Annotated in this window: 30 protein-coding genes and 1 tRNA gene; 12 read left to right on the top strand and 19 right to left on the bottom strand. The window is 61.9% G+C overall.

The annotated features are described in order from the left end of the window. Nucleotides 1-51: 51 nt before the first annotated feature. Entirely contained in the window at nt 52-327 is a 276-nt protein-coding gene (locus tag B1756_RS17895; protein WP_228434410.1) for an IclR family transcriptional regulator, read from the top strand. Nucleotides 328-682: 355 nt separating this feature from the next. Beyond that, nucleotides 683-1,852 (top strand): ISH3 family transposase, encoded by a 1,170-nt coding sequence (locus B1756_RS17890; RefSeq protein WP_086888317.1) that lies wholly within the window; start codon nt 683-685, stop codon nt 1,850-1,852. 110 nt (nt 1,853-1,962) lie between these two features. Here B1756_RS17890 and B1756_RS17885 read toward each other — a convergent pair whose 3' ends face one another. Further along, the gene (locus B1756_RS17885) at nt 1,963-2,214 is read right to left on the bottom strand and encodes a hypothetical protein (protein WP_228434409.1); all 252 of its coding nucleotides are present in this window, start codon (nt 2,212-2,214) and stop codon (nt 1,963-1,965) included. A 329-nt stretch (nt 2,215-2,543) separates the two neighbouring features. Beyond that, the gene (locus B1756_RS17880) at nt 2,544-2,804 is read right to left on the bottom strand and encodes a DUF7386 family protein (protein ID WP_086889783.1); all 261 of its coding nucleotides are present in this window, start codon (nt 2,802-2,804) and stop codon (nt 2,544-2,546) included. A 296-nt stretch (nt 2,805-3,100) separates the two neighbouring features. On the opposite strand from B1756_RS17880, the gene B1756_RS19270 reads away from it, so the two are divergent. Next, nucleotides 3,101-3,460 carry a hypothetical protein gene (locus tag B1756_RS19270; protein ID WP_152031338.1) on the top strand — a complete coding sequence of 120 codons (360 nt, stop codon included), beginning with the start codon at nt 3,101-3,103 and terminating at the stop codon, nt 3,458-3,460. A 92-nt stretch (nt 3,461-3,552) separates the two neighbouring features. Here the strand turns inward: B1756_RS19270 and B1756_RS17875 are convergent, their stop codons facing one another. Next, nucleotides 3,553-3,777 carry a hypothetical protein gene (locus tag B1756_RS17875; RefSeq protein ID WP_086889782.1) on the bottom strand — a complete coding sequence of 75 codons (225 nt, stop codon included), beginning with the start codon at nt 3,775-3,777 and terminating at the stop codon, nt 3,553-3,555. A gap of 188 nt (nt 3,778-3,965) precedes the next feature. Here B1756_RS17875 and B1756_RS17870 point away from each other — a divergent pair, with 188 nt between their 5' ends. After that, entirely contained in the window at nt 3,966-4,556 is a 591-nt protein-coding gene (locus B1756_RS17870) for a tyrosine-type recombinase/integrase (protein WP_086889781.1), read from the top strand. Here the strand turns inward: B1756_RS17870 and B1756_RS17865 are convergent. Beyond that, a complete protein-coding gene (locus tag B1756_RS17865; RefSeq protein ID WP_086889780.1) occupies nt 4,548-4,736 on the bottom strand; it encodes a DUF8053 family protein in 189 nt (62 codons plus the stop codon). The two genes, B1756_RS17870 and B1756_RS17865, sit on opposite strands and share 9 nt — an antisense overlap. A 115-nt stretch (nt 4,737-4,851) precedes the next feature. Here B1756_RS17865 and B1756_RS17860 point away from each other — a divergent pair, with 115 nt between their 5' ends. The 8 genes from B1756_RS17860 (at nt 4,852) to B1756_RS17830 (ending at nt 11,996) form a co-directional block, all read left to right on the top strand. After that, complete coding sequence (locus tag B1756_RS17860) at nt 4,852-5,052, top strand: hypothetical protein (RefSeq protein WP_086889779.1); 201 nt, start codon at nt 4,852-4,854, stop codon at nt 5,050-5,052. A gap of 47 nt (nt 5,053-5,099) precedes the next feature. Then, nucleotides 5,100-5,639, top strand: coding sequence for a PGF-CTERM sorting domain-containing protein (locus B1756_RS17855; protein ID WP_228434408.1), 540 nt, complete (start codon nt 5,100-5,102; stop codon nt 5,637-5,639). Nucleotides 5,640-5,687: 48 nt separating this feature from the next. After that, nucleotides 5,688-7,292: an Env/VP5 family phage fusion protein gene (locus B1756_RS17850; RefSeq protein ID WP_152031337.1), complete on the top strand. Its 1,605-nt coding sequence runs from the start codon at nt 5,688-5,690 to the stop codon at nt 7,290-7,292. Nucleotide 7,293: 1 nt separating this feature from the next. Next, on the top strand, nt 7,294-7,467 hold the full coding sequence (locus B1756_RS19485; RefSeq protein ID WP_161493206.1) for a hypothetical protein: 174 nt from the start codon (nt 7,294-7,296) through the stop codon (nt 7,465-7,467). A gap of 13 nt (nt 7,468-7,480) precedes the next feature. Next, nucleotides 7,481-8,944, top strand: a complete 1,464-nt coding sequence (locus tag B1756_RS17845) for a DUF8063 family protein (protein ID WP_086889776.1) — start codon at nt 7,481-7,483, stop codon at nt 8,942-8,944. Beyond that, nucleotides 8,941-10,062: an AAA family ATPase gene (locus B1756_RS17840; RefSeq protein ID WP_086889775.1), complete on the top strand. Its 1,122-nt coding sequence runs from the start codon at nt 8,941-8,943 to the stop codon at nt 10,060-10,062. The genes B1756_RS17845 and B1756_RS17840 overlap by 4 nt, the downstream gene beginning before the upstream one ends. Next, on the top strand, nt 10,063-10,872 hold the full coding sequence (locus B1756_RS17835) for a hypothetical protein (RefSeq protein WP_086889774.1): 810 nt from the start codon (nt 10,063-10,065) through the stop codon (nt 10,870-10,872). Between the two features lie 659 nt (nt 10,873-11,531). Further along, complete coding sequence (locus B1756_RS17830; protein ID WP_086889773.1) at nt 11,532-11,996, top strand: hypothetical protein; 465 nt, start codon at nt 11,532-11,534, stop codon at nt 11,994-11,996. 300 nt (nt 11,997-12,296) lie between these two features. Here B1756_RS17830 and B1756_RS17825 read toward each other — a convergent pair whose 3' ends face one another. The 15 genes from B1756_RS17825 to B1756_RS17765 all read right to left on the bottom strand — a co-directional run bounded on the left by B1756_RS17825 (nt 12,297) and on the right by B1756_RS17765 (nt 22,802). Further along, nucleotides 12,297-14,084: a DUF7845 domain-containing protein gene (locus B1756_RS17825; RefSeq protein ID WP_086889772.1), complete on the bottom strand. Its 1,788-nt coding sequence runs from the start codon at nt 14,082-14,084 to the stop codon at nt 12,297-12,299. Continuing rightward, on the bottom strand, nt 14,081-14,281 hold the full coding sequence (locus B1756_RS17820) for a hypothetical protein (protein ID WP_086889771.1): 201 nt from the start codon (nt 14,279-14,281) through the stop codon (nt 14,081-14,083). The genes B1756_RS17825 and B1756_RS17820 overlap by 4 nt, the downstream gene beginning before the upstream one ends. A gap of 3 nt (nt 14,282-14,284) precedes the next feature. Beyond that, nucleotides 14,285-14,413 (bottom strand): transposase, encoded by a 129-nt coding sequence (locus B1756_RS20110; protein WP_120649709.1) that lies wholly within the window; start codon nt 14,411-14,413, stop codon nt 14,285-14,287. A gap of 413 nt (nt 14,414-14,826) precedes the next feature. Next, nucleotides 14,827-15,060, bottom strand: coding sequence for a hypothetical protein (locus tag B1756_RS17815; protein ID WP_086889770.1), 234 nt, complete (start codon nt 15,058-15,060; stop codon nt 14,827-14,829). Further along, nucleotides 15,057-15,917, bottom strand: a complete 861-nt coding sequence (locus B1756_RS17810; protein WP_086889769.1) for a DNA adenine methylase — start codon at nt 15,915-15,917, stop codon at nt 15,057-15,059. Before B1756_RS17810 ends, B1756_RS17815 begins: the two co-directional genes overlap by 4 nt. After that, nucleotides 15,914-16,138 carry a hypothetical protein gene (locus B1756_RS17805; RefSeq protein WP_086889768.1) on the bottom strand — a complete coding sequence of 75 codons (225 nt, stop codon included), beginning with the start codon at nt 16,136-16,138 and terminating at the stop codon, nt 15,914-15,916. The genes B1756_RS17810 and B1756_RS17805 overlap by 4 nt, the downstream gene beginning before the upstream one ends. Next, the gene (locus B1756_RS20105) at nt 16,135-16,266 is read right to left on the bottom strand and encodes a hypothetical protein (protein WP_267128203.1); all 132 of its coding nucleotides are present in this window, start codon (nt 16,264-16,266) and stop codon (nt 16,135-16,137) included. The genes B1756_RS17805 and B1756_RS20105 overlap by 4 nt, the downstream gene beginning before the upstream one ends. Further along, nucleotides 16,259-16,498: a DUF7563 family protein gene (locus B1756_RS19990; protein WP_086889767.1), complete on the bottom strand. Its 240-nt coding sequence runs from the start codon at nt 16,496-16,498 to the stop codon at nt 16,259-16,261. The genes B1756_RS20105 and B1756_RS19990 overlap by 8 nt, the downstream gene beginning before the upstream one ends. Nucleotides 16,499-16,666: 168 nt before the next feature. Beyond that, nucleotides 16,667-16,738 (bottom strand) — tRNA-Ala (locus B1756_RS17795). A gap of 94 nt (nt 16,739-16,832) precedes the next feature. Then, complete coding sequence (locus tag B1756_RS17790; RefSeq protein ID WP_086889766.1) at nt 16,833-17,516, bottom strand: rhomboid family intramembrane serine protease; 684 nt, start codon at nt 17,514-17,516, stop codon at nt 16,833-16,835. A gap of 157 nt (nt 17,517-17,673) precedes the next feature. Further along, entirely contained in the window at nt 17,674-17,982 is a 309-nt protein-coding gene (gene rpsJ / locus B1756_RS17785) for a 30S ribosomal protein S10 (RefSeq protein WP_004215311.1), read from the bottom strand. Beyond that, nucleotides 17,983-19,248: a translation elongation factor EF-1 subunit alpha gene (gene tuf, locus B1756_RS17780; protein ID WP_086889765.1), complete on the bottom strand. Its 1,266-nt coding sequence runs from the start codon at nt 19,246-19,248 to the stop codon at nt 17,983-17,985. Nucleotides 19,249-19,426: 178 nt separating this feature from the next. Continuing rightward, the gene (locus tag B1756_RS17775) at nt 19,427-21,199 is read right to left on the bottom strand and encodes a histidine kinase N-terminal 7TM domain-containing protein (protein WP_086889764.1); all 1,773 of its coding nucleotides are present in this window, start codon (nt 21,197-21,199) and stop codon (nt 19,427-19,429) included. 98 nt (nt 21,200-21,297) lie between these two features. Further along, nucleotides 21,298-22,245: a homoserine dehydrogenase gene (locus tag B1756_RS17770; protein ID WP_086889763.1), complete on the bottom strand. Its 948-nt coding sequence runs from the start codon at nt 22,243-22,245 to the stop codon at nt 21,298-21,300. Further along, entirely contained in the window at nt 22,245-22,802 is a 558-nt protein-coding gene (locus B1756_RS17765) for an amino acid-binding protein (RefSeq protein WP_186336481.1), read from the bottom strand. The genes B1756_RS17770 and B1756_RS17765 overlap by 1 nt, the downstream gene beginning before the upstream one ends. Nucleotides 22,803-22,854 lie beyond the last annotated feature (52 nt).

Genomic DNA, 22,854 nt, shown 5'->3' with positions numbered 1-22,854 from the left:
GGTAACGATAGCGTAACAAAGTAGATGCCAATGGTGCACGATTATGAACCTATGAACGAGAGCAAACCACTGAAACAAATGGTCGAGCGAGTCTCCTGGTTTTCACCAGTACACTACGAAATACTGGGGTTCTTCGAAAGACACGACATTTGGATTTCAGCAAGGGGGCTCGCGAAGAATATCGATTACGACCGGAACTACGTTTCTCGAGAGTGTCCGCTACTCGTTGAACACGGTCTTCTCCAAAAAGAGGGGACAATTTACAGCTTGACAGGTCGAGGACGAGCGTTTCTTGCTGGGGAGATTGATCCGGACGACCTCGAGTAGTGTCAATAAGAGGCGTATCGGGACTCCGCAGGCCGATTTCCACAGTCTACAGACCGGTCATTACACTCCCTATTGGTTTGGTTCCGGCAAGGAAACAACTGGAACGTCAGGGTCCGTAACGAGATTCGTCGCAATATCTCCTGCGAGGAATCGAATAATGCGACTCCCTCCTCGTGGTCGGAATACGATCGCATCTGCTCCTACATCAGCAGCTTCTGAAAACAATCCCGGGACAACACCAGCTGCAAAGACCGTCCGTGTCTCGACAGCCACGGATTTGCTGAGTGTCGAATCAACAATTCCAAGATCAGTACTTCACAAAGCTGGTTAGTTGAGACGTCTGCTTGCTGAAGTTGTGCCTAAGAACCCACAGCAAGCAGACGGTTCAATCCACGAGGACCAGCTCCTTAACTTCCTCGTCAACACGATTGACGAGGAAGTTTCTCTCGGTCTGAGCGATAATGCTCAAATCGATGCTGAAGACATCTATGAGGTCCTCGTCGGCGCGTGCGCCGACGGGACCTCGGTCTCGACACTCTGCGAGGACAGTGAAGACTCTCCTCACCAAAACACCGTTCTGTACCATCTCCGCGAGAAATTCGACCTCGAATCGGTTGAACAAGTTGGGAACACGCTTCTCCAGAAGGACGTACTCACTGTGCTTCCTGAGCAGGTGGAGGTCTGCGCAGACCTCCACCTGCGGCCCTACTACGGTGACGAAGACGACACAGACGGCCTCTATCATTCGGAAGCGAAACGTGGAACTACCGCATTCCACGCCTATGCTACACTCTACGCGCGTGTACAGAACAAGCGCTATACGCTGGCGGTGCGCCGTCTCACCGACGGCGACACCGCCAGCAGCGTCCTCGCCGAGTTTCTCGGTATTCTCGACGGCCTTGACCTCAGCGTCAAGGCCGTCTATCTTGACCGTGAATTCTACGATAGCAAGTGTCTCACGCTGCTTCAGGCGCACAACCACGCCTATGTGATGCCGATCATCCGCTGGGGACAGACGATCAAGCAGGAACTCTCGGAAGGTTGGAGCCGCGTCATCCAGCACGATCTGACGGCGAAACTCGACGGTCACAGCTGGACCGTCGAGTTTCCCGTCTACATCGACTGCACCTACCAAAACGGGCGATACGACGAACACGGGGTGGCGCGTCACGGCTACGCCGCTGACGCGCCTTTCATCAACTCACCACGAGACGCTCGATACCATTACGCGAAACGCTTCGGTATCGAGGCGACGTACCGGCTCTCCGAGCAAAGTATTGCAACAACGACGACACAAAACCCGGTAGTACGGCTGCTGTACGTTGTGGTGAGCTTGCTGTTACAGAACGTCTGGCGGTACTTGCACTGGGAGTACGTGGCGACGCCCCGCCGTGGCGGGCGTCGCCTCTGGTCCTGGTCGTTCAAGGAGTTCATCAAGATGCTGTGCCGGGCAACATGGACGGCCCTCGCGGTGCGTCGGGCCGTCCCTGCAAATCGGCCACCGGACGATCGGTTCCACCGCTAAGGCCCGACCAAGTCAGCCTTCCTGCGAGTGGCAACGCCGTCGCGTCGGCGGCTGACCGCCGCCGACAGCGACGACTCTGCTCGATCTTCGGTCAGAACTCCCGTCAATCACTACCGATCAGGATGAAACTGCGGCTTCAGTCCAAGCTGGCAGGGACGCTTTGTGAGGTACTGAAGATATTCGGCTGCATCGTTCCGGCGTTTTTCGAGTGGTGCTTTATCGGGTGCGCCCTGCGCTTTTTCGATAACATGAACAGCAGTGACCCGTTCAATATCGTCCAGATACGGTTGCAACGCGGCACACGTCGTACGTGCATCTTCCTCGGATGCGACTGGGATCAGGATATGCTGAAAACGGACCATGGGCGATTTTGGTTTCCGAAACTCCAAATAAGTAACGTCTAGGCCATCGTTATCTACCCCCGTCATTTATTTGCTGTGGCTGAGAAAGCCGGACAATGCCCCTTAGGGACAGGCTGGCTCCCAGTTCAACCAACCAAATTCTCTACGTCGTTCTACTGTGGTGTGTGGCTTCCGTGGTGGTCACTCAATTCTATGACACGCCGTTGATTCGCTTGGAAATCGTTATTGGAACTGGGATTCTTTTGATTTGGGCGGTTTGGGGATTTTACTACCGGCTTGAGCAAGTTCGAAAGGAGCGGTTTGAGCGAAATTGATGAAGAAAAGTGGAATCAGCGATATTTGCTTTCAACACTCGTCCGGTAGCGGAGGCCGATCACTGACGTGTTCGCGACCGCCTGAATCGTTTCCGGGTCGACATCGCCACGGACGTCGTCGATGTTCTGCCTACTCTCCACCAGGTGCGTGAGCGCAGCGTCGATCACGACCGACATGGGTGGGTCGTCATACTCGTCGGCGGCCACGATCTCGCTGGCCTGCTGAAGCAACCGCTCACGTTCGTCGGTGAGTTTGAGGCTGGTTCGTCGGGACATGGTTTAAGCCAGTGTATGCACGGGGGGTCGAATCGCGTCGATCTCGGGTGACTGAACGGGCTGTTTTTTAAGTGGTCGGTGTCGGCCGTCGCGTCGATCGTGGCGGTGGCCGGGTCGATCGGGTCCGATTTGATGCACCCCAGCCCACCGCCCACGGCTCGAGGGTGCATACATCCGGGATGGCCGATACATCCTGACGCAACCCCGTGTGTGGAAAGTCGGATGACGTGCTCCGGTAAGTACAGGTGACGTAGTTAGCGGGAACGAATATCTTTCTGTAGCTGCCTCAGTAACCCATGGAACGGTCACCATCTATCGAGGTAGAAAAAGCGTCTATAGCACCTGGCGGTAAAACAAGGATCACAGCCTCAGCAGCAAATATTACTGAAGCGAAGATGGGGTGGCCGTCACCTGAGTGGAAGATCGAGTACAAGAGACCAAGTCCCTCGCCGAAAATCACTTGGCAGTGTAGACCGCCTGTCTGGGAATGGGAGTCTCCGCAGCCAGAGGTCACTATCGAGGCAGTACTTTACGCACCTGACAAACCGTCTCAGGAAAAGTACTACTACAGTGTAAGAGTGCGAAACTGCGAGGAGAATTACAATGGCGAGTGGATTACTGGGACAGGTGTTATCGAATTACCGAACGGTCAGTAACACCTGTAGTGAGCAGATCACTGCGTTTCGGTTTAACGTATCTCGGGAAGAACACGGCAATCAGTACGTGTGCTAAACTGAACGAGAAATAGTTACAGTCGATTTCCGTAGACTGAATCGAAGCGAGTGTACACCGCTGCAAATGCGATAAAGACAGCAATTGCTCCGATACCGACACCAATCCATTCTCCGTATGGAACCCCGTATTTTAGCAGACCAATTGCAAGCCGTTCTCCGACAAATGCCATCATCATGATGACGCCTAAGCCAAGGAGAAAGCTCACAACGAAGTTTCGTTCGATGATGTTCTGTCCCATACGAGACATTTCTCGTAAAGGGTAATAGGTTTTCTGTCCTTCTGATGCTCAGTACGCACCTGTAGTTGCCGCACTGGCCGTCCGCTAATGGTGGGAAGTCGGACGTGATCGGCCTCGATCTCCCTACTGACCCCTCCGAAACACTGACTATCCACCGGGTTGCCGTCCGCCTTGCTCGCAACCCGGACATGAATCTCCAACAGCACGCCAACCGCGACGACATGAAGGTCTGGCTCAGCCAGGCCGAAGTAACGCAGTTGCTCGAGACAGCCGAGAACACCCAGCAGCGCCTCGCCTTCTCGCTCGGTGCCCGCTGCGGGCTCCGATCTCACGAGGTCCTGGACGTCTCACCCGAGGACGTCGTCGACACCGACGCCGGCACCGTCCTCCGGGTCTGGCACGGGAAGGGTGACCAGTTCCGCGAGACGCCAGTCCCGCGTGATTTAGCAACGACCATCCGAACCGTGGCCGACGTCCGCGACGCACCCGCCAGTTCCCCACTGCTCGAGATCTCGACGACGCGCTCACTCCGGCGATGGCTCGCATCCGCTTCGGCGCAGCTGGCCGACGAGACCGACGACGACGGCTGGCGCTATCTCGGCTTTCACGATCTCCGCCGAACCTGGGCCACCGCGCTGGCGGCCGACGACGTCGATCCACTCCTGGTGATCGACTGGGGCGGCTGGAACGACCTCGAGACGTTCCTGGAACACTACCGAGGGACCTACTCGCCGGAAGCACAGCAGCGAGAGCGCGAAAAAGTGGCGTGGTTAGGCTAACTCGAGTTGTTCGATTCGCTTGATGGTCCATTCTCCATCATCGGTTCGCTGGACATAGAAGTGCTGGTCGTCGACCAACTCGCCGTTTTCATCAATCAAGCCCTCGCTACGGAGGTCGTCTTTCGGCAGCGTCACGCCGAAGGTGTGCCGATCGAGTCGTCTGAGTTTGTTCACGTCCATATCCGGCGGGCAACCCGCCTTGGTATAAAAGTTGTGACAGTGGTCACCGCCTGCACCTTGGCCCACCACGGTTTTCGGCACCTCTAGACCCTGGTACGATAACTTACTAACGGATATGCCAAACAGTCCAGTTCGCATGGGCATCACCGCCCTGCTCGCACTCGCAACGATCCTGTGGCTTCCGTACGCGCTCGCAGATTGGACCGTCTTCGATGCGGTCGGCACCGAGGGCGGCGTGATGATCGCTACGCTGCTGTTCATCGCCGGGGTCTACGACCTCGCCGAGACCGCTGGCGTCGTTGAATACCCTGCATAGCCCGCCTACTGTACGATTTCACCATACCAATGAAATACGTTGATAAGATGCGGCGAACCGGTGGCGGATCGACAGTCAGACTCCCCACGCTCCTGGTCGGCGGGATGCTCGCGCTCGTGCTCGTGGGCTTCCTGGCGATCGGTCTGGCGGGGGTTGCGGCAGCTGAGGAAGACCCAGAGCCAGCCCTCGAGGTGAACGTCAGCTACGAGAGTAGCGACGACCCGCTCGAACTCGAGGTCAGCTTCAACGACTCCGTAGACGACGAGGACGCGGTCGCAGACGTGGAGTTCTACGAGGCCGGCGACGACGGCAACGAGAGTGAGGCCGTCGTGACGGAAACGATCGACGGCCAAGCCGGCCAGACGATCGCACAGACGTTCGACTGGGCCGACTACGATGGCCTCGAGTACAGTGAAGAGTACACCGTTGTCGTCGAAGACGGTGAACAGATCGAGTACGCCGAGCGCCTGGACGGCGGGCTGATCGGTGGCGGTGGCGGCGGGGCCGACTCGGTGCCTGGCTTCGGCGCGGTCGTCGCGATCGTCGCCCTGGCGACCGCCGGCGTGCTGGCCGTTCGGAGGGAGTGACCCATGCGTGATTCTGGATTTTTTAACAACGGGATAGCGTCGCGGACCGTGACGCTCCTGATGGCCGTGTTGCTCGTCTCGTCGATGTTCGCAGCCCCGGTGGCTGCAAGCGACGGGTCGGGTGACTGTCTGTACGAACAGATCGGCATCCCGTGGTTCTCCTGCCAGCCTGACGACCCGGTAGAGGTCACACAAGACGAGACGATCATGCACTCGATGGCCACCTCTGAGGCCGAGAGCATGGACGCTCACTACACGACGCTCGACAACCAACTCGAGGACACTGGCACGATCGCCTCGCTCGAGGCGCGCCACGCCATCGCGGAGTCGTGGGAAAACGGCGAATCGGAGAGTGAAGCGTACCAGAACGCGCTCGAGGCGATTCGAGACTACTACGCAGTCCACCAAGAGAACCACATCGAAGTTAAGTCGAAACAGCTCGTCCAACTCTCGAACACTGCCCACGCTGCTCAGGAAGACGACGACATCATGAACCGATGGGTGTCTGTCGACGACGCTGGCGACCTTTGGAACTCGAACGACCACTACGTGACTGACGGCACCGCCCCGGCGCAAGCCGAGCTTGTGAACGGCGAAACTCACAACTACACCACAGCCCGCGTCGTCTTCGATTCCGACGCTGGCGGCTGTTGGGACGGCCTCACGGGAACGTTCAACTTCTCGACGCTGGACACCGACTACTGGACGTACAACAGCAACTACAAACTCTCCGCTCAGGACACGCTGGGCGGTGACGACTGTAGCGAACGCTCTCCCGGCACGTACGGAAAGTTCGTGATTCCAAACGTCGGTGACGTCGAAGACGGTGGTCTGCCGAGCGAAACGGTCTTCGACCACAGCGACTGGCTCGAACGGTGGGAAGACATCGAACAACAGTCCGATCAGGTCGTCTCGAACTACGACACGCAGTTCGTCTCCGATCTGTACGCTGAACTCGATGCCGGCAACCTCGACCCCGAGGACGTGCGCGGTGCTGAGGGCATGGCACGCCACCTGAGCGGTGACTCGGAAGTCACCGAACAGCGGTTCCAGATGGCGCTCATGCAGATGAGCGGGATGAACAATCCCGATCTCGCCGGTACCTCGTCCATGACTGTCGAGTACGACGGACACACCGAGATCGAGTTCGAAGGCACCGAGGGCGACTCTCGTGTGCCCGTCTATTCCGGCCACGTCGAAGCCGAGTATGACGGTCTGCTGTTCGCGAACGACGTTCCCGAAGGAGGGTTTGAAACGAACCAGACCTACGCGACTGGTGAGGTCAACACGACCGACACCGACCTCGAGGCCGTCGACGGGGGCGTTCAAATGTTTGACGTCGAAACTGGTGAGACGACCCACTTCTACAACGGGACGTTCGAGGTCACGGAGATGTACGACGCCGACGGTAACGAGGTCGAGACGGTCGAATGGGAACAACCGAAGTACGATACGTACGACGCCAGCGAGTTCGCCGACTACATCGAGGAAGTGCAAGAACTCCGCGAGGAGATCGACTCCTACTACGCGGAAGCACACGGTGGTGGCGGCGGTGGCGAGGGCATAGATATGGACACCGACACCCTGCTGATGGGCGGGGCGCTGCTGGTCGTCCTGTCGCTGCTGATGGCCTACGCCGGAGGGAGGGACTAACATGGCCCCACCACTGCTGGCGCTCAAGGCCCTGTCGAACGCACTCGGGCCGCTCCTCTCGATGCTGGCCGGCGTGCTACTCCTCGGTGGCCTGGCGATGATGGCAACTGGAGCTGGCGCGATCGACCCCGTCGGCATCGCTGAGGACATGATTCGCTCGCTGATCGGCTTCTGACCCCCCTGTTTCCATGATTTCAACAGAGAACCCACTGAGAGAGGCAGAGTTACCAACGGCTCGGCTCGCCCTACTCGCAGTCGTCGCGATCGTCGCCCTGGTGGCGCTGGTCGCGGCCTCGAGCGGGGCGGCACTGGCCGAGACAGAGAACCAGAGCGCGGTCATCCACGAGTTTGCCGAAAGTGATGTGCGGCTTACCAACGTGGAGTTCGACGACGGGAACGCCTACGTGACCGTCGAGAACACCGGTCTAGGTAGTGAGTCCGTCGCCGTCTCTGACGGCGGCTTCAGCGGCCAGGGACAGTTTGCGATGACGACGACGAGGGTAGCCGACGAGGAAACGGTCGAGATCCCGCTCCGCGGTGACGAGGCCGTGACTATCACGACTCCCCAGGACGGCTTTCGGTACGAGGGGCGCGTCGGCTTGCTGACCATCCTGAGCGGCCAGCCGACCGTCCAGATCGTGCAGTGGGCGGTGGTCGCCGGCACCATCGGGCCGATCCTGGCCCTGACCCTCGTCGTCACCTCGCTCCGGCGAAAACACGAGAACAGCTACAAGGAACTGACCTCAGAGGAACGGGTCAGGGTCGAGAAGGACCCGGTGGACGGCTTCGTTGATAAGATCCGGCGATTCGTGGCCGAGAACAAGACCCTGGTCGTCGGGTTCGCCCTGCTCGCAGCCTACGGGCTGGCCTGGTGGTTCGGGCGAGCACCTGGCCCCCTCGAGTTCTGGCTGTCGCTGTCCGATGCCATGCGGGTGATCGTCGCCGGCTCGATCGCGGCGCTCCTGCTGAGCCTGGTTCCCGTGTACGTCCTGGCCGATCGGCTCTGGTCGCCTGACACCGAGTTCGTCCTGTCGGCGGACTCTCGCGACGTGATCGAGGAAGCCCTGGGCGCTGACGGCGGCCTCGCCGACATGGTCGACGCCATTCAGGACGGAAAGGGCGGCCTCGAGAACGACGACCGAGACGACGAGATAGACACCGGCAACTACGGCGTGGCCATCTACTCCGGCTCACCTGACCGGATCAACGACATGGAGATCGACGGCGCCGCGACGGACTCGCGGGCACCTGGCGGAAATCTCCACGTCGTGCAGGCGTTCGACCCGGCGAAGAACAAGGCTCGAGGCACCTGGCCCGGCGTGGCCGACGACCTCGAGCTGATCGCCGAACGCTCCAAGATCGACGGCAACCGCGAGATCCTACGGGATGAGTCGAAGATGCTGCGCTCGATGCTTTCGGCCATGCCGGCCATCTCGATTGCCTCCGACACTGGCTCGGCTCGAGCCGTCGACAAGGAACTGCGCGAGATGATGACCATCGACGAGAACCCCGTCGACGGCATCCTCTCGCGAGCGGCCAGCGGCACCCGTTTCGAGGGGTTCTACAACGGGAGCGAGGAGGGAGAGGAGGTCGAGTACCAGGACCCCGACGAGACTGACGACCAGGCAGAGTCCACGGAGGTAGAGCAATGAGTAGTGGCGGCTACGACGCGGCCGACCTCGCCGACAAGATCCGCGAGGGCGAGGTGAACGCGAACATCGAAGCCGTGCTGAGCGATTCAAAGACCGTCGGCAACCTGATCATGGCCGCTGAGCGAGCCGGGCTCGAGGACGACGCTTCTCCGCTGGTGGCCGGCATCACTCGCACGAGCGAGACGGACATGCTCCGGAAGGCCCGCCAGCGCGGGCACGTCCCGAGCATGAACGCCGCGACGGGGCTCAGTGAGCAGCGGATCGACGCCACCGGCTACACGAGACTTGTCAACGCCTGCAAACCGGCGGCACAGCAGGTACTCGTGAAAGGGCCGAAGGGGTCCGGCAAGACCGTCTTCGGCCTGAATCTCGTGCAGGAACTCTGGCGCGAGTTCGACGGCGACCTCTCGGTGTGTACCAACGTGAAGGGTCCCGACGAGCACGACGACGTCACCTTCGACGAGACGATGAGCGGGATGCTCGAGTGGGTTCGCGACACGCCAGGCGAGAAGCTGATTCTCGCAGACGAGTGGTCGACGGAGATGAACGCCCACGCCAACCCAGGCGGGCAGGTTCGCCAGACGGTGAGCCAGTTCATCAACGCACTACGGAAGGGCCGCGGTGGCTCGACCCGGCTCATCATCATCGGCCACGAGCACGACACCGACATTGCGGCGATCCTGCGAAATCAGTCCGACGTCGTGATCACGAAAGACGGGAAGGCAGACGAGGGGATGGCCGACCTCGCGACGGTGTACGACGGCTGGAAGGCCTATACCGAAGACGACCACTGGTTTAAGATCCGCGGGCTGTTCGACGTCCCAAGCAGTTCGCCGTGGGGTGCAGACACCAACTACTTCGCGACGTTCGAGCTGGACCTGGACAACCCACACCAGCAGATCCAGAAAGGCAAGCTGGTCGACCACTGGGAAGAGCTACAGGACGACGCAGGCGGCGACGAGAGCGGTGAGGCCGATGAAGTGGTGTGTCGAGGCGTCAAGAGCAACGGCGACGACTGCGGGGCGCTCACGGGCCACGAAAGCGGCTTCTGTCGCTACCACCGCGACCAGTGGGATGGCGACACCGATCCGCGACTCGAGGACACGGAGGGCAAATAGATGGGCACGATCATCACCCGGCGGATCAACGGCAGCGGTCCCTACGCCTACCGTGTGACCTACAGCGACGGCTCGCACCACTGGGAGTATCTGGGGCCAGTCGGGGCCGTCGATCCCGAAGACCTGACCGACGACGAGACAGCACAGCTTCGAGACGAGGGCTTCGGCCTCGCTCGCTTCCGTGATACCTCGAGGCACGAGTTCGCAGACCGAGACGTCGCCAACGCAATCCGTGACCAGATCCCCGACGACGAGCTGGCCCCGAGTGACGATCGGCGCTCAGCCACGATCGTGCTCGCCGAGGACGCGAGTTTGTCAACGGAAACCCTGGTATCGGGGAAAGCGGCCGACTCGAGGGCGTCTGCGTCCGGCTCTGGTCAGACGCCACTCACCGACTCCGAGCGCACCCGGCTCGACTTCTCGAGAACGAACGTGCTGCACGCCAGGAGCGCGAAAGCGGCGCTCCAGGCCGAAGGCATCGACGACTGGCTCGCGATCTACGACCACCGGCTCACGCCCGAGGAACACGTCTCACTCGCCGAAGCAAACCGCGAGTCGATCCAGGGCGACCGGCTGGACGAGCAGGACACCGAGGCGGCCGAAGACGAACGTATCGCAGTGGTCGAACGGGCGGAGAGCCAGGCCGAACGACGGGCCCGTGAGGCCTGTGAGGACGGCCACGAGGAAGCCTGCGACGAACTCCGTCGAATGGGGTGGGACGACGACGAGATCCGCGACCTCGAGCAGTACACCGAGCCCGAGCAGTTCGCCCGCGTCGTCAACGACGAGCGAAAAGCAGCGACCGAGTAGGTCGTTGATAACATAGCCGGCATCTGGTGCGACTCTCGCGCTCGCGCGCGTAGCCCCGGGGGTCGGGGGTGGGGTTTCTTCTGGGTTCGGCGGTAGGCCCTACGGCAATCTAATCGGTGAGAACAGGCGCATAGGCAACCGATGGGGCGGGTGAAACCCCATCTGTCCCAAGTTCGGGGTGGGTGTGCCGGCAATCGATGGACGCAAGGTGGAGGGCCAAAGTCAGCTGGCTATTGACGGGTGTCCCAACACCCACGTCCAGTCAGTGGGTTGTAACTTCAGCCAGATAACTATTTTGCCTACTGATACTGTTCCCTATTCTGTAACTCGACGTGTCGACCGTGAATGGGACCCTCCTAAGCGGATACGGCAACCCCTCTTGTCGAGGTCCTATCTTCACCTGGGGCGGTGCTGGCCCGTCTCTACCGTCTGGTTTCGGCCGACTCCCCTAACCTCGAGCGCGGCGCGCGATCTGCGCGCCGCAAGATTACCCTGCCCCCTTAGGGGCATGATCAGCAATCAGATATTATATACCGCAAATGAGTACACTCTGTTAAGATATACGAATGGTTGAAAGTCAAACCACTAATCTACTCGTTCAAATACTCGCGCTGTTTCTCCCAGCATGGGCTATAATGGTCCAAATATTCGCTCGTTTGATGAAAGAGGGTGACTTAGATGAAAACCCAAGTTTAATTCCCTTCTTTGGCATCGGTCTTACTCTAACTATCTTTTCGGTTTGGATATTTGTCCGGGCTATCTCTGGAGGTATTGTTTCTCAAATGGTTGAATACGCAGGTGAAGGAGAGACAGACATGTTTGTATTGCAAGGATTCTTAGACGTCCTACATGGTCAGATGGCATTTTCCGCTTTGGGACTGATTATCCTCATAATCGCATCAATCAAGTATTTCGAAAAGTGGAACGGAATTCATGTCCTTATGACAATAGTTATTAGCTTTGTAATCATATATATTGGCTCATCTTATGATGATATTAGTATCGTCGTTTGGGCATTTATTTTATTCGTATTGGCAGATACTCTTTTCTGCTGGACTTACTGGCCCGTTTTAAGAGATCGCGCCAGGGAAATCCATTTGAGCGCCCTACGAACAGATGAATGATTACTTCTTCGGGAAGAACGTGTAGTTGGAACGTCTTTTCGCCCACCGTCCCCTTTGCTTCCGCTCGAGCGGAGCGGTGGCGTGGCGGTTGATTTGGGACCTTGGCCTTAGCCACACCCCCTAACCCGGAATTCGACCCGGTGGGTCGGATTCCGGGATGGGTGCGGCCGGGGCCGACCGGAGCGTGAGCGAGGATCGGCCCCGGCCGCACGCGCCCCGGACCCGGTGGGACGGGGTGATACGGCCGTGAACGGACGAAATTAAGTCAGAAGAACAGTGTTGCCACTCAGCAGGTCCGTGCTACCGGCCGATCCCGGTTCGCTTCCGCCAGCGGGGCACCTGCTTTCGTTCCTCCTCGAGTCGCTGTCGGGTCGGACAGTTGGCCCGCTTGGCCTCCTGGTCGATCGCCTGCCCGGCGAACGGCTGGGTCTGGAGATCGCGCCAGCGAACCACGCTCCCGTCCGCGAGTTCGATTCGGATGTGAACGCCGTGGTGCGTCCCGAACGCCTCGCAGACTGCCGTGTACGCTTCGCGGGCGATGTTCTTCGCCTGCTGCCGGTCGACGGCCGTCACGCGCGGTTTCAGCAACGCCCGGCAGTCTTCGCGAGTGCGGTCAATCCCGGCGTCGTAGGTGCGTTTCCACCGCTCGAGGGCTTCTGTCGAGATCTCCTGAGCGTCGTCGGCCGCCTGCATGACTGTTGCCCCGATCGACGTGCGGAACTGTTCTTCAGCCGCGTGGACGCGCTTCAGCATCTCCTGGGCGGCAAACTCGCTCTTGATCGAGAGTTGCCCGTAGGTGTGCTCAACGAACTGCTCGAGCCGATCGACGGCCCGAAGCACGGTGTCGTAACAGTAACCGGTCTCGTCGGCCGTCTCCTGGGGCGATACCTCGCCACCGTCGGTGAGCAGGTGGTCGACGACGGCACGGTCCGACGGGTTCATGTCGCCCCACAGCCGCATCACGGCCGCCTCTTGCTCGCTCTCGATCTCCGGCAGCGGACAGTCGACCAGCTTCAGCGAGCGGCGTTCCCGCTCCTCCGGGTCGAAATACGCATCCTCGTGGTACTGGTCGCCACCCGTGACGTCGAGCCCGGCCCACTCGAGGATATTTACCAACGTCTCCTCGAGTTCTCGCCGGAGGTCGTCGAGGTCGAGGTCCCCGTCGTCACGGTCCCAGTAGACCGTTTCGTCGGTAACGCTGGTCTGGTAGCTCACCTCGAGCTTTGGATGCCAGCCGAACTGGTCGGGGCTGTAGGTGTCCGGGTCCTTCATGTAGTAGTGTTTCACCTCTTTCCCGACCCGGTGGCCGCGAATCAGCTTCCCGGCGCGGCCGTCGTCGATCACCGTCGTCACGTAATCGCCCGGCCGGTCGCGGTTGTCCTCGACGTGCTTGCGGTAGCCCGATCGGTCGCTCTCGAGCAGCTGGTGAATCCGGGCGATTGGTCCGTCCGGTGCGTGGATCGGGCCGGACTCCTGCCGGCGAACGCGGGCGTAGACGGCGGCGTCGACCACGTTGCTCGTGTGGTGGAAGGTGTCGAGGTACCGGCGGGGGATGCCGAACGCGGCGGCCGCCTCGGCCAGGAGGTCGGGATAGCGGCTGAAGTCGATGTTCGACCCCTGCACCTGGACGTCGAGGTAGGGAACGCCCAGGTCCATGTATCCCTCAACGTCGGTGATCGGACCGGTCCACTCGCCGTCGCCGTCACCGTCGGCCTTCTTCCGGCGCTTCATGTCCGGCCAGCGCGGCCGGAACGTGAGCGTCCCGCCCTTCACGCGGTCGCTTCGATCGGCGCGTTCGCCGTCGTAGAGCGAATCCGCACAGACGAAATAGATCCGGTAGAGGTAGGCCGTCTCGAGGCGGTAGGACGGGTCTGCCCACGGAACGACCGGCTGGTTGTCGTAGTCGAGACAGAAGTACCACGTCTCGCCACCGCTCTGGCCGGTCGCCGTCGGCTTCCCCTCGGCACCCCAGTCGTGGGACTTTCGGACGTCCGTGAGCGCGTAGTAGGGTTTCAGCCCCTCACGGACTACGTGAAAGTGGGCGTCGAACTCGTGGCACTGAAACCGGAGGAACCGCTGAGCGCTCACAGTAACCCCTCCCGGTCGGCGAAACAGGCCGTACAGAGCGGGACCGACTGGTTGAGTCGGCCCGTGACCTCCCGGCCCACGTAGCCACAGTCGACGCACTCTGGCCACTGAACCGACGGCTCCTCGTCATCGTCGTCGCTCTCGGCGGCCGCTGGCGGGTCCTGCGGCTCGATACCGAAGGCAGACAGGTCCGGCATGGGCTATCGCCCTCCCTCCTCGCTCGCGCTCGCTCGACCGACGAGATCGGCCCCACAGACCGAACAGCGGTAAGACTGCTCGCTCTGTTCGTCACAGACCGGACAGTGAACCGTGGACGTCGATCGGCTCACAGCGGACCACCTCGAGCACGGCGGGCTTCTTTCGCGCAGGCCGGACAGAGGCGACTCGTCGCCGGGACGGCCTCCTCACACCGGTCGCACTCGGTCGATTCGACGACTCGAGTCAACCTGACTCACCTCCGGGGATCGGGGCCTGCGACCGCTTTGGTAGGTTCCTCGGCGAATACTGACGGTCTCGCGGATAGGCCGTCTGACAGGCCACACACAGCGTGTACGCAACGTCACCGCTGGGCGGGACGTAGACGGCGACCGTCTCGCGCTGCACCGTTGACCCACACTCGGCGCAGTCGGTCACCGTCGGTCACCTCCAAGGTCGGTATCGCAGTAAGGACAAACCGGCCGCTGTGCGGCGTTGAACGTCGCCAGCGTGGTCGAGACGGTGGCTCCGCACTGACAGACGTAGCTCACCGCTGGTCACCTCCTGCGTCCGTGCGGTGGTCCGTGAGCGTCGTCTGGTCGCTCCCGTAGGGCGCGAAGAGGGTCGGCTGTGACCCCAAGAGAGCTACCACCTCGTCGTAGTCCTCTGGCGGGCGGCCCACCAGCGACTCGAAGCGGTTCTTGTGCTTCGTCGCGTGTGAGACGATTCCGACCGGTGATTCGCTCTCAAACCCACAGATTCGGCAGGTGTAGACCGTCATGCGCCACCTCCGTCGGTTCGGGCCTGCCCATGCGTCGACAGGTCCGTGAGCCGGTGCTGGGTAAACTCGCGATCCGTCGACGGCTCGAAGTTCAACACCAGCCGCTCGGTCGCCGTTTTCCCGTTGCCCGCAGCTGAGTGCGTGGCCGTCCGTTCGACGACGGTCCACTCGGGGTCGTCGTACAGTCCCGGTGGCAGATCCGTGTATGAGACCAGCGCGAAGCCCTCGATCCCGCGAAGCGTCTCCTCGAGCGTTGCATGATCGGCCTGCTCGCGGTAGAAGTGCTCTTTCTCCCAGTAGGGCGGATCGAGGTAGAACACCGTTTCCGGCGAGTCGTAGCGCTCGACGACGGCCGCGAAGTCCTCGTTGACGACCGAGACTCCACGGAAGCGGTCGGCCACCTCCTCGATGCGCTCGGGCGCGTTCACCCAGTTGCGGGCGTTCCTCGATCCCTTGTCGTCGTGCGGGCTCTCGCGCTTGAACCCGCTCTTCCGGCTCACCTTCCCCGCGTACTGGCTGTACCGGAGGAACAGCCACTTCCCGGCGTGCTCAATCTCGTCGTTCGGGCGCTCACCGGCAAAGAACTCGTCAGCCCATTCGTCGTGCAACTGCTCGGAAAATGGCACGTAGCGGCACCACTCCGCCAATTCTTCAGGCCGCTCTCTGGCGACCCGAAAGAACGTCACGACGTCGCTATCCAGATCGTTGAAGATCTCGACGTCACTCCGGGGTTTGTTCAGCAAGACCGCAGCTGAACCGCCGAACGGCTCGACGTAGGCCGTGTGCGGCGGCAGGTGTCGGATGACCCACCGCGCAAGGCGCGTCTTCCCACCGATGTACGGGAAGGCGCTTATCATTCGTTCTCACCGGCGAGAACACCAGCTTTCCGACTGCTGGCCTTACAGTCCTCCCCTTCGCGGTAGGTGTCGCTCTCTGGATCGACCTCGGGCTCACCGCCGACGTAGCCCATACTCCAGCTTCCACACAGCGACTTCGCGAGCGGGTGCTCGCCCTCGAAAACGTGGTAAACGCGAGCGTCGAGAGGTTTCCCCCACCAGCGGGTTTCGTCATCGCTCACGCCCGTTCACCCCCGTTGATAGCTTGTCGGACCTCGGCGTCGGTCGCCTGTTGGGCCGGGTGAGCGATGGGCGTCCCGCTCGAGACGTCGTACAGTTCGCTCGCCCGGACGAACACCGCCTTACGCATCGGGAACACCCCCGTGGCGGCCCGGCGACGTTTCCGGGTCCGGTACTGACACCTCGAGCCCGGCGGCGGACCCCCGGCTCAGACGAGCGTAGCTGTCGCACTCCCCGCAGCGGTGGGCGCGGTCGCGATCGTCACCGAAGACGCGGGCGAATTGCTCGGTGACATGAGCACCACAATGCTGACAGGTATTGGAACTTACCTGTCTACCAAATGATGAACTCACGCCAACCACCCCTGATTTCCTTCGGGGAAACCGCAATACGGCGTCGGGGCGGATTCGGATTCGTTCGTCCTTCGGTTCTCAGCGGGGGTTTGTACGGTACACTTCTCAGCGCAAAATTCAGGTTCGGTCGCTCTCGAGGCAGTTAACGGAACACTTCGAGAAACGGCCGTATCGGCATGGACTCGCTGGGATTTGAACCCAGGGCCTCTTCCTTGCGAAGGAAGCGATCTACCGCTGATCTACGAGCCCTCGAACAATTCTACCCGCGGTTTCTACTTGTACCTTGTGTTTCGACTGCAACGCGTGAGACGAGCGCACGCGCTCGAGCCGTTCGCGCTCGAGATCAGGTGGCTGGCTGTTTCGAGCCACGTCCCGATCCGACCGCGAGAATTCGGGCTCGGCCGGCGATCAGCCCGAGGAGCAGGCCGGTGAAGTGGGCAACGAGTGCGACGCCGGGGGCTGCCGTCGCGAGTGTAACGGCGGTGGCCAGCCCGACGAAGACGAGGATCGTTACCCACCGGGGGACGTCGACGAACGACGCGAGGCTCACCGAGAGTCGGTTCGAGGCGACCAGGTATCCGAGCAGTGCGAACACTGCCCCACTGGCCCCGAGGACGGCGGTCGCCGTGGCACCGACGACCGGCATCGTCGCCAGCACGCTCGAGAGGACGACCTGTGAGATGCCCGCCAGCGCGCCCGTAGCAAGGAAAAAGGCGTGAAAGCGAACCCTGGTCGTCGCCTGGGCGACCGGCCAGCCGAAGACGACGAGCGCGAGGCTGTTCGAGAGGAGGTGTGTGAGATCCGTGTGGGCGTAGATGTTCGTGACGATCGAGAGCGGGTTGTTCGAGACGGGCGGTGTGAGGACGAACAACCCGGCAAAGAGCCCAACGAATCGGGCGGCCTGATAGAGGACGAACACGACGGCGAAGACGACCAGCAACTCGAGAATGGGGCTCGCCGAACCCGGCGGCGAACTCGAGTTGGGGCTCGAGGAAGCTGCGGAATCCGATCGCGATCGGATCGACATAGCTGACGTTCGACGGCGAGCGACAAAAGTCCCGGCGACGGTTGGATGGCCCCCCTCGACGGCCTCGAGAGAGCGCAGTCGCTCGTGGGTGTGAGAAAACGGGAGGATTGCAATTCGGTTGCGATTGAGAGTGTACGCGTGGTCTCGACGTCGTCCGTTAATCTTCGAGGACGATCTCGATCGAGACGTCGTTTGGCACCTGGATGCGCATGAGCTGTCGGAGTGCGCGTTCGTCGGCGTCCAGGTCGATCAGGCGCTTGTGGACGCGCATCTCCCAGTGCTCCCACGTCGCGGTGCCTTCGCCGTCAGGCGACTTCCGGGTCGGCACCTCGAGGGTCTTCGTCGGCAGCGGAATCGGACCGCTGAGGTTGACGCCGGTGTTGTTCGCAATCTCGCGGACGTCGTCGCAGATGTCGTCTAAGTCGTCTGGGCTGGTGCCCGCGAGTCGAACGCGTGCCTGCTGCATTTATTTCTCGTTGACCTCGAGGACCTTGCCGGCCGCGATGGTCTGACCCATGTCGCGGATGGCGAAGCTCCCGAGCTCGGGGATCTCGCTGGACGGCTCGATGCTGAGGGGCTTCTGCGGTCGGATGGTGACCACAGCAGCGTCGCCCGACTGGATGTAGTCGGGGTTCTCCTCGGCGACTTCGCCGCTTGCGGGATCCATCTTCTTGTCGATGGATTCGATCGTACAGGCGACCTGTGCCGTGTGGGCGTGGAAGACTGGCGTGTAGCCGGCGGTGATCACGCTGGGGTGCTGCATGACGACGACCTGTGCCTGGAAGGTCTCTGCGACCTTCGGTGGGTCGTCGGCGGGGCCACAGACGTCACCGCGGCGGATGTCGTCTTTGCCGATGCCACGGACGTTGAACCCGACGTTGTCGCCGGGTTCGGCCTGGGGCACCTCTTCGTGGTGCATCTCGATCGTCTTGACCTCGCCGCCCACGTCGCTGGGCTGGAAGGAGACGTCGTCGCCGACGTTCATGACGCCGGTCTCGATGCGGCCGACCGGGACGGTACCGATCCCGGAGATGGTGTAGACGTCCTGGATCGGGAGTCGGAGCGAGGCGTCCGTCGGTGGCTCCGGTTCCGGCAGGTCGTTCAGTGCCTCGAGGAGGATCTCGCCGTCGTACCAGTCGGTGTTGTCGGAGGCCTCGGCGATGTTGTCGCCCTCGAACGCCGAGATCGGGATGAACGAGGCGTCCTCGGTGTTGAACTGAACCTGCTTGAGCAGCTGGGAGACTTCGTCGATGACGTCGTTGTAGGAGTCTTCCTTGTAGTCGACGACGTCCATCTTGTTGATGCCGATGATGAGCTCGTCAATGCCCAGGGTGCGGGCGAGGAAGACGTGCTCCTGTGTCTGGGGAGCGACACCGTCGTCTGCCGCGACGACGAGGACGGCGTTGTCGGCCTGGCTCGCGCCAGTGATCATGTTCTTGACGAAGTCACGGTGGCCCGGACAGTCGACGATGGTGAAGTGGTAATCGTCGGTGTCGAATTCCTGGTGGGCGATGTCGATGGTGACACCACGCTCTCGCTCTTCGGCGAGGTTGTCCATGACGTAGGCGAACTCGAAGCCGCCTTTCCCCTTCTCTTCGGCTTCCTCACGGTGCTGCTCGATGACGTGCTCGGGTACGCTCCCCGTCTCGTAGAGGAGTCGTCCCACGAGCGTACTCTTCCCGTGGTCGACGTGGCCGATGATGGCCAGGTTCTGGTGTGGTTTGTCGCTCATTGTTGTAGCTCACGCGCAAAGGCGCTTATATCGGTTCCTTTGTCCCGTTGCGGTTAAAACCATTTCGAAACCGCGTTCTACCGAACCCGACGCCCGCTTGCGGTTTGTGTCTCAGACACACGATTTGCGTCGATTCGCTTCGGTCACGACGCGACCGAATCAGCCGTCGGCACAGCGCTCACACGAACCGGGGGTCTGGGACGCCCGCGGAATCGACGTGACGGGCGTCGACGTTCTGACCGTTCCGATCGGTCCAGTGGGTCCGATCGGCTGGAACGGTGATGCTGACCGTCGTGCCACCGGGGTCGCTCTCGAAGTCGATCGAGGCCGCAGATCGCTCGACGATCCAGTGAGCCATCCAGAGGCCGACCCCGCTCGTGTGGTGAAGCGGCGTCTCTTCACCTCGGTCGAGTACGGCCAGTTCGTCGTCAGGAATCCCCGGTCCGTCGTCCTCGATCGTCACGACCACGCGTCCGTCGACTGCCTCGAGTCGGACGGCGACGGTGGGGCTGGTCCCGTCGTGGTGGATCAGTGCGTTCTCCAGGAGTGCGTCGATCGCTCGTTCGAGCTGGGGGTCGACCACGACGAGGCATCGGTCCGGCACGTCGAAGGCGATTCTCGCGCGTGCGTGCGCCGAGCGGTATTCGTCGACGAGGCTTCGCACGGTCTGTGCGAGGTCGAGCGGTTCTGCCTCGCAGTCGGATTCGACGATTCGCTGCATCGCCCACGCCTTCTTGCTCGTCTCGAGGAGTCCGTCGCTCTTGTCGACGATGGTCGCGGCCCTGTCTGCAACGGTGCCGTCGGTCTCGTCTTCGATCATCGACGCGTAGCCACGAACTACCGAGAGGTCGTTACGAACGTTGTGTCTGAGGACCCGCGAGAGCAGTTGCTGGAGGAATTCGAGTTCTGATTCCCGCCGCTCGAGTTCGCGTTCGCGGCGCTTCAACTCGGTGATCTCGCGGAGGACGATCAACCGTCCGGCTGACCTGTCAGTTCGTGATTCTTCGAGTGGCGAGGTCTTGCGGTGGAAGGTACGTCGGTTTCCGTCACAATCGATCGAAATTTCGGTCTCGACAGACTGCTGGTCGGTGAGCTGATCGACGGCGTCTGTGAACTCGGCGAAGAACTCTTCGGCAGGCGTTCCCGCGTCCGTGTCGGCGACCCCTGTGAGCGTTCGGGCGGCCGGGTTACACTCGACGACGCGTCCATCGCAGTCGATCACGACGGCCGCGTCGTCCATCTCTTCGACGATCCGTTTCCGACCGATCGGGACGACCTCGAGAAAGTCCGCCCGGAACAGCGCCCACCAGAGGGCGACGACGCTCGTGAGGACGCCGAACGGGAGCAGTGAGTGGACGTACGCGTCGATCACGTAGACGTCGGCGACGCTGATCGCGAGCGTCGGCAACCCCGCACCGACGAGCGCGAGGCTTTGCGTCCGCTGGGCACCCGTGGCCGTCACCGTGTCGACAACCAGCACGAGGACGGCGACGGCCCCGATAGCCATCGTGAACAGGATCGTTCCCGTCGCGAGGGGCTGGCTCGCGGTCGTGTCGACAACGGGACGGTCAGTCTCCCCCCAGAGGAGTCCGTGAGCGGGATCGGTCACCGAGACGACGAAGACGAGGAGGACGAAGGCGGTGAACCCGCCGACGAGCACCCGACCCAGTTCGACGGCATCCGTGTACTCGAGGGCGACGAAGAGGTAGCCGACCGCGGCGAGTTGACTGCCGAGAATCACGATCGAGCCGAGGACGAGTACCTGGCCGTACGCCGATGTCGTGACCGCGAGCCCGTAGGCGATCGACCAGATCGTGAGTCCCCCGAGCGCGACGAGCAAGCCGGTGCTCCCCGGTTTCTCCCAGTGGCGCAGCGTGTGCGGTACCAGGACGAGTGGAACGAGCCCACCGCAGACGTACGCGAGCGGGAGCAGCGACGTCGGTGAGACCATCGGGAGTAGAATCTATGACAATTCTGCATAAAAATTTACGTGGTATTGAGAACGAAAACGACGAATCGGCCACCGACGACCTCGAGTAGGGTGACGGGCTACCGTCGCGGTAACCGGCCGACGTCCGACAGGACCGCCGTCGCCGTCTCCGGACCACCTGCACCGCGACCGCTCGAGGCGAGCGACCCGGCGTGGCGAGTTTCGAACTGGACGATGTTTCGCGTGCCCGTGACGGCGAGGGCGCTGTTCTCGGGGACGAGTCGCGGGCCGACGCGGACGGAGTCGCGGGTCGCTTCACCGATGAGCCGAATCGTCCGGCCGTCTTCGGCGGCGAGGTCGAGGGCACTCCCCGGGATGTTTTGAATGCCCTCGACGGTGGCGTCCTCGAGCGAGAAGCCGCCGTCGGCCAGCACGTTCGCCAGGATGACGAACTTGAGCGCGGCGTCGGTTCCGTCGACGTCGAACGTGGGATCGGCCTCGGCGACGCCGAGGTCCTGAGCTTCCGCGAGGACGTGTTCGTAGTCGAGTCCTTCGGCAGCCATGCGCGTGAGGATGAAGTTCGCCGTGCCGTTGAGAACGCCGCGGACGGCGGTGACGGCCTGTGGCGTCTCGTCTTCGATCGTCGAGAGCACCGGAATCGCGCCGCCGACGGTCGCCTCGAAGCGCACCGAGCCCGCACTCTCTGCCTCGAGCGCGCGCAGATCCTCGTACCGTTCGGCGACGGGCCCCTTGTTCGCGAGGACGACGTGGCGGTCGTCCGTGAGCGCCCGTTCGACGTGTGAGAAGCCGGGTTCGGCGTCATCGAGCGTGGTGGGCGTCGCCTCGACGAGGACGTCGTAATCGGTCTCGAAGACGTCTTCGAGGTCGCCAGTGCCGACGGCGTCGCCACCGGCTTTGCGCTCGAGGACGGCATCGGTATCGAGTCCGTCGGCGTCGACTGCAGCACTCTGTGAGTCGGCGACAGCGACGACATCGTGGCCGTACTCGCTGGCGAGGTCGGCGACCGATCGGCCGACTGCGCCGGCACCGAGGATGGCGAGTCGCATCAGGCCTCACCTCCAAGCAGCGGTTCGACGACCGTCAGGTCTTTGTCGTCGCCGATGGATCGAATCGCGGCGAGGACCGCTTGGGCGTCGCCGGAGTCGATCGCGAGGCGGACGCGGGCGCTCGAGGTCGCTCCGGTCCCGTCGGGTGCCGACAGCGAGAGGTCCCGGACGACGGCCTCAGCATCGGTTTCGATCCGGGTGAGCGTTCCCGAGAGGTCGTTCTCGACGATATCGCCGACCAGCACGACGTTCATTTCCTCGCCGTAGCGTTCTGCACCGGCCTGGATCACGTTGACCCCGGCCTTCCGAAGCGCCTCGACGACGTCGTCGAACCGCTCTGGCGGACACTCGAGGTCGACTTCGACGGGGATGTGTCCGCGAGGGGTGATGTTACCGCGCTCGTGGTGGATCGACAGCAGGTTGCCGCCGCTGTCGGCGATTGGCTCGAGCGCGCGCAGTAGCTCACCGGGTTCGTCGACGAGCTCGAGGCGAACGGTATAGGCACGGACGCCGCCGTCTGTCTCGGGTTCGTCCCCTTCGGCAGGTTCGTTACCCATCGCCGTCACCTCCGTGTCGCGGACGTCCACGCGTCGTCATGGTATACGACTT

This window comes from Natrarchaeobaculum aegyptiacum (assembly GCF_002156705.1).
GTDB lineage: Archaea > Halobacteriota > Halobacteria > Halobacteriales > Natrialbaceae > Natrarchaeobaculum > Natrarchaeobaculum aegyptiacum.
Note: the sequence above shows the minus strand (reverse complement) of the source record. Positions and strands in the feature narration are given on the sequence as shown.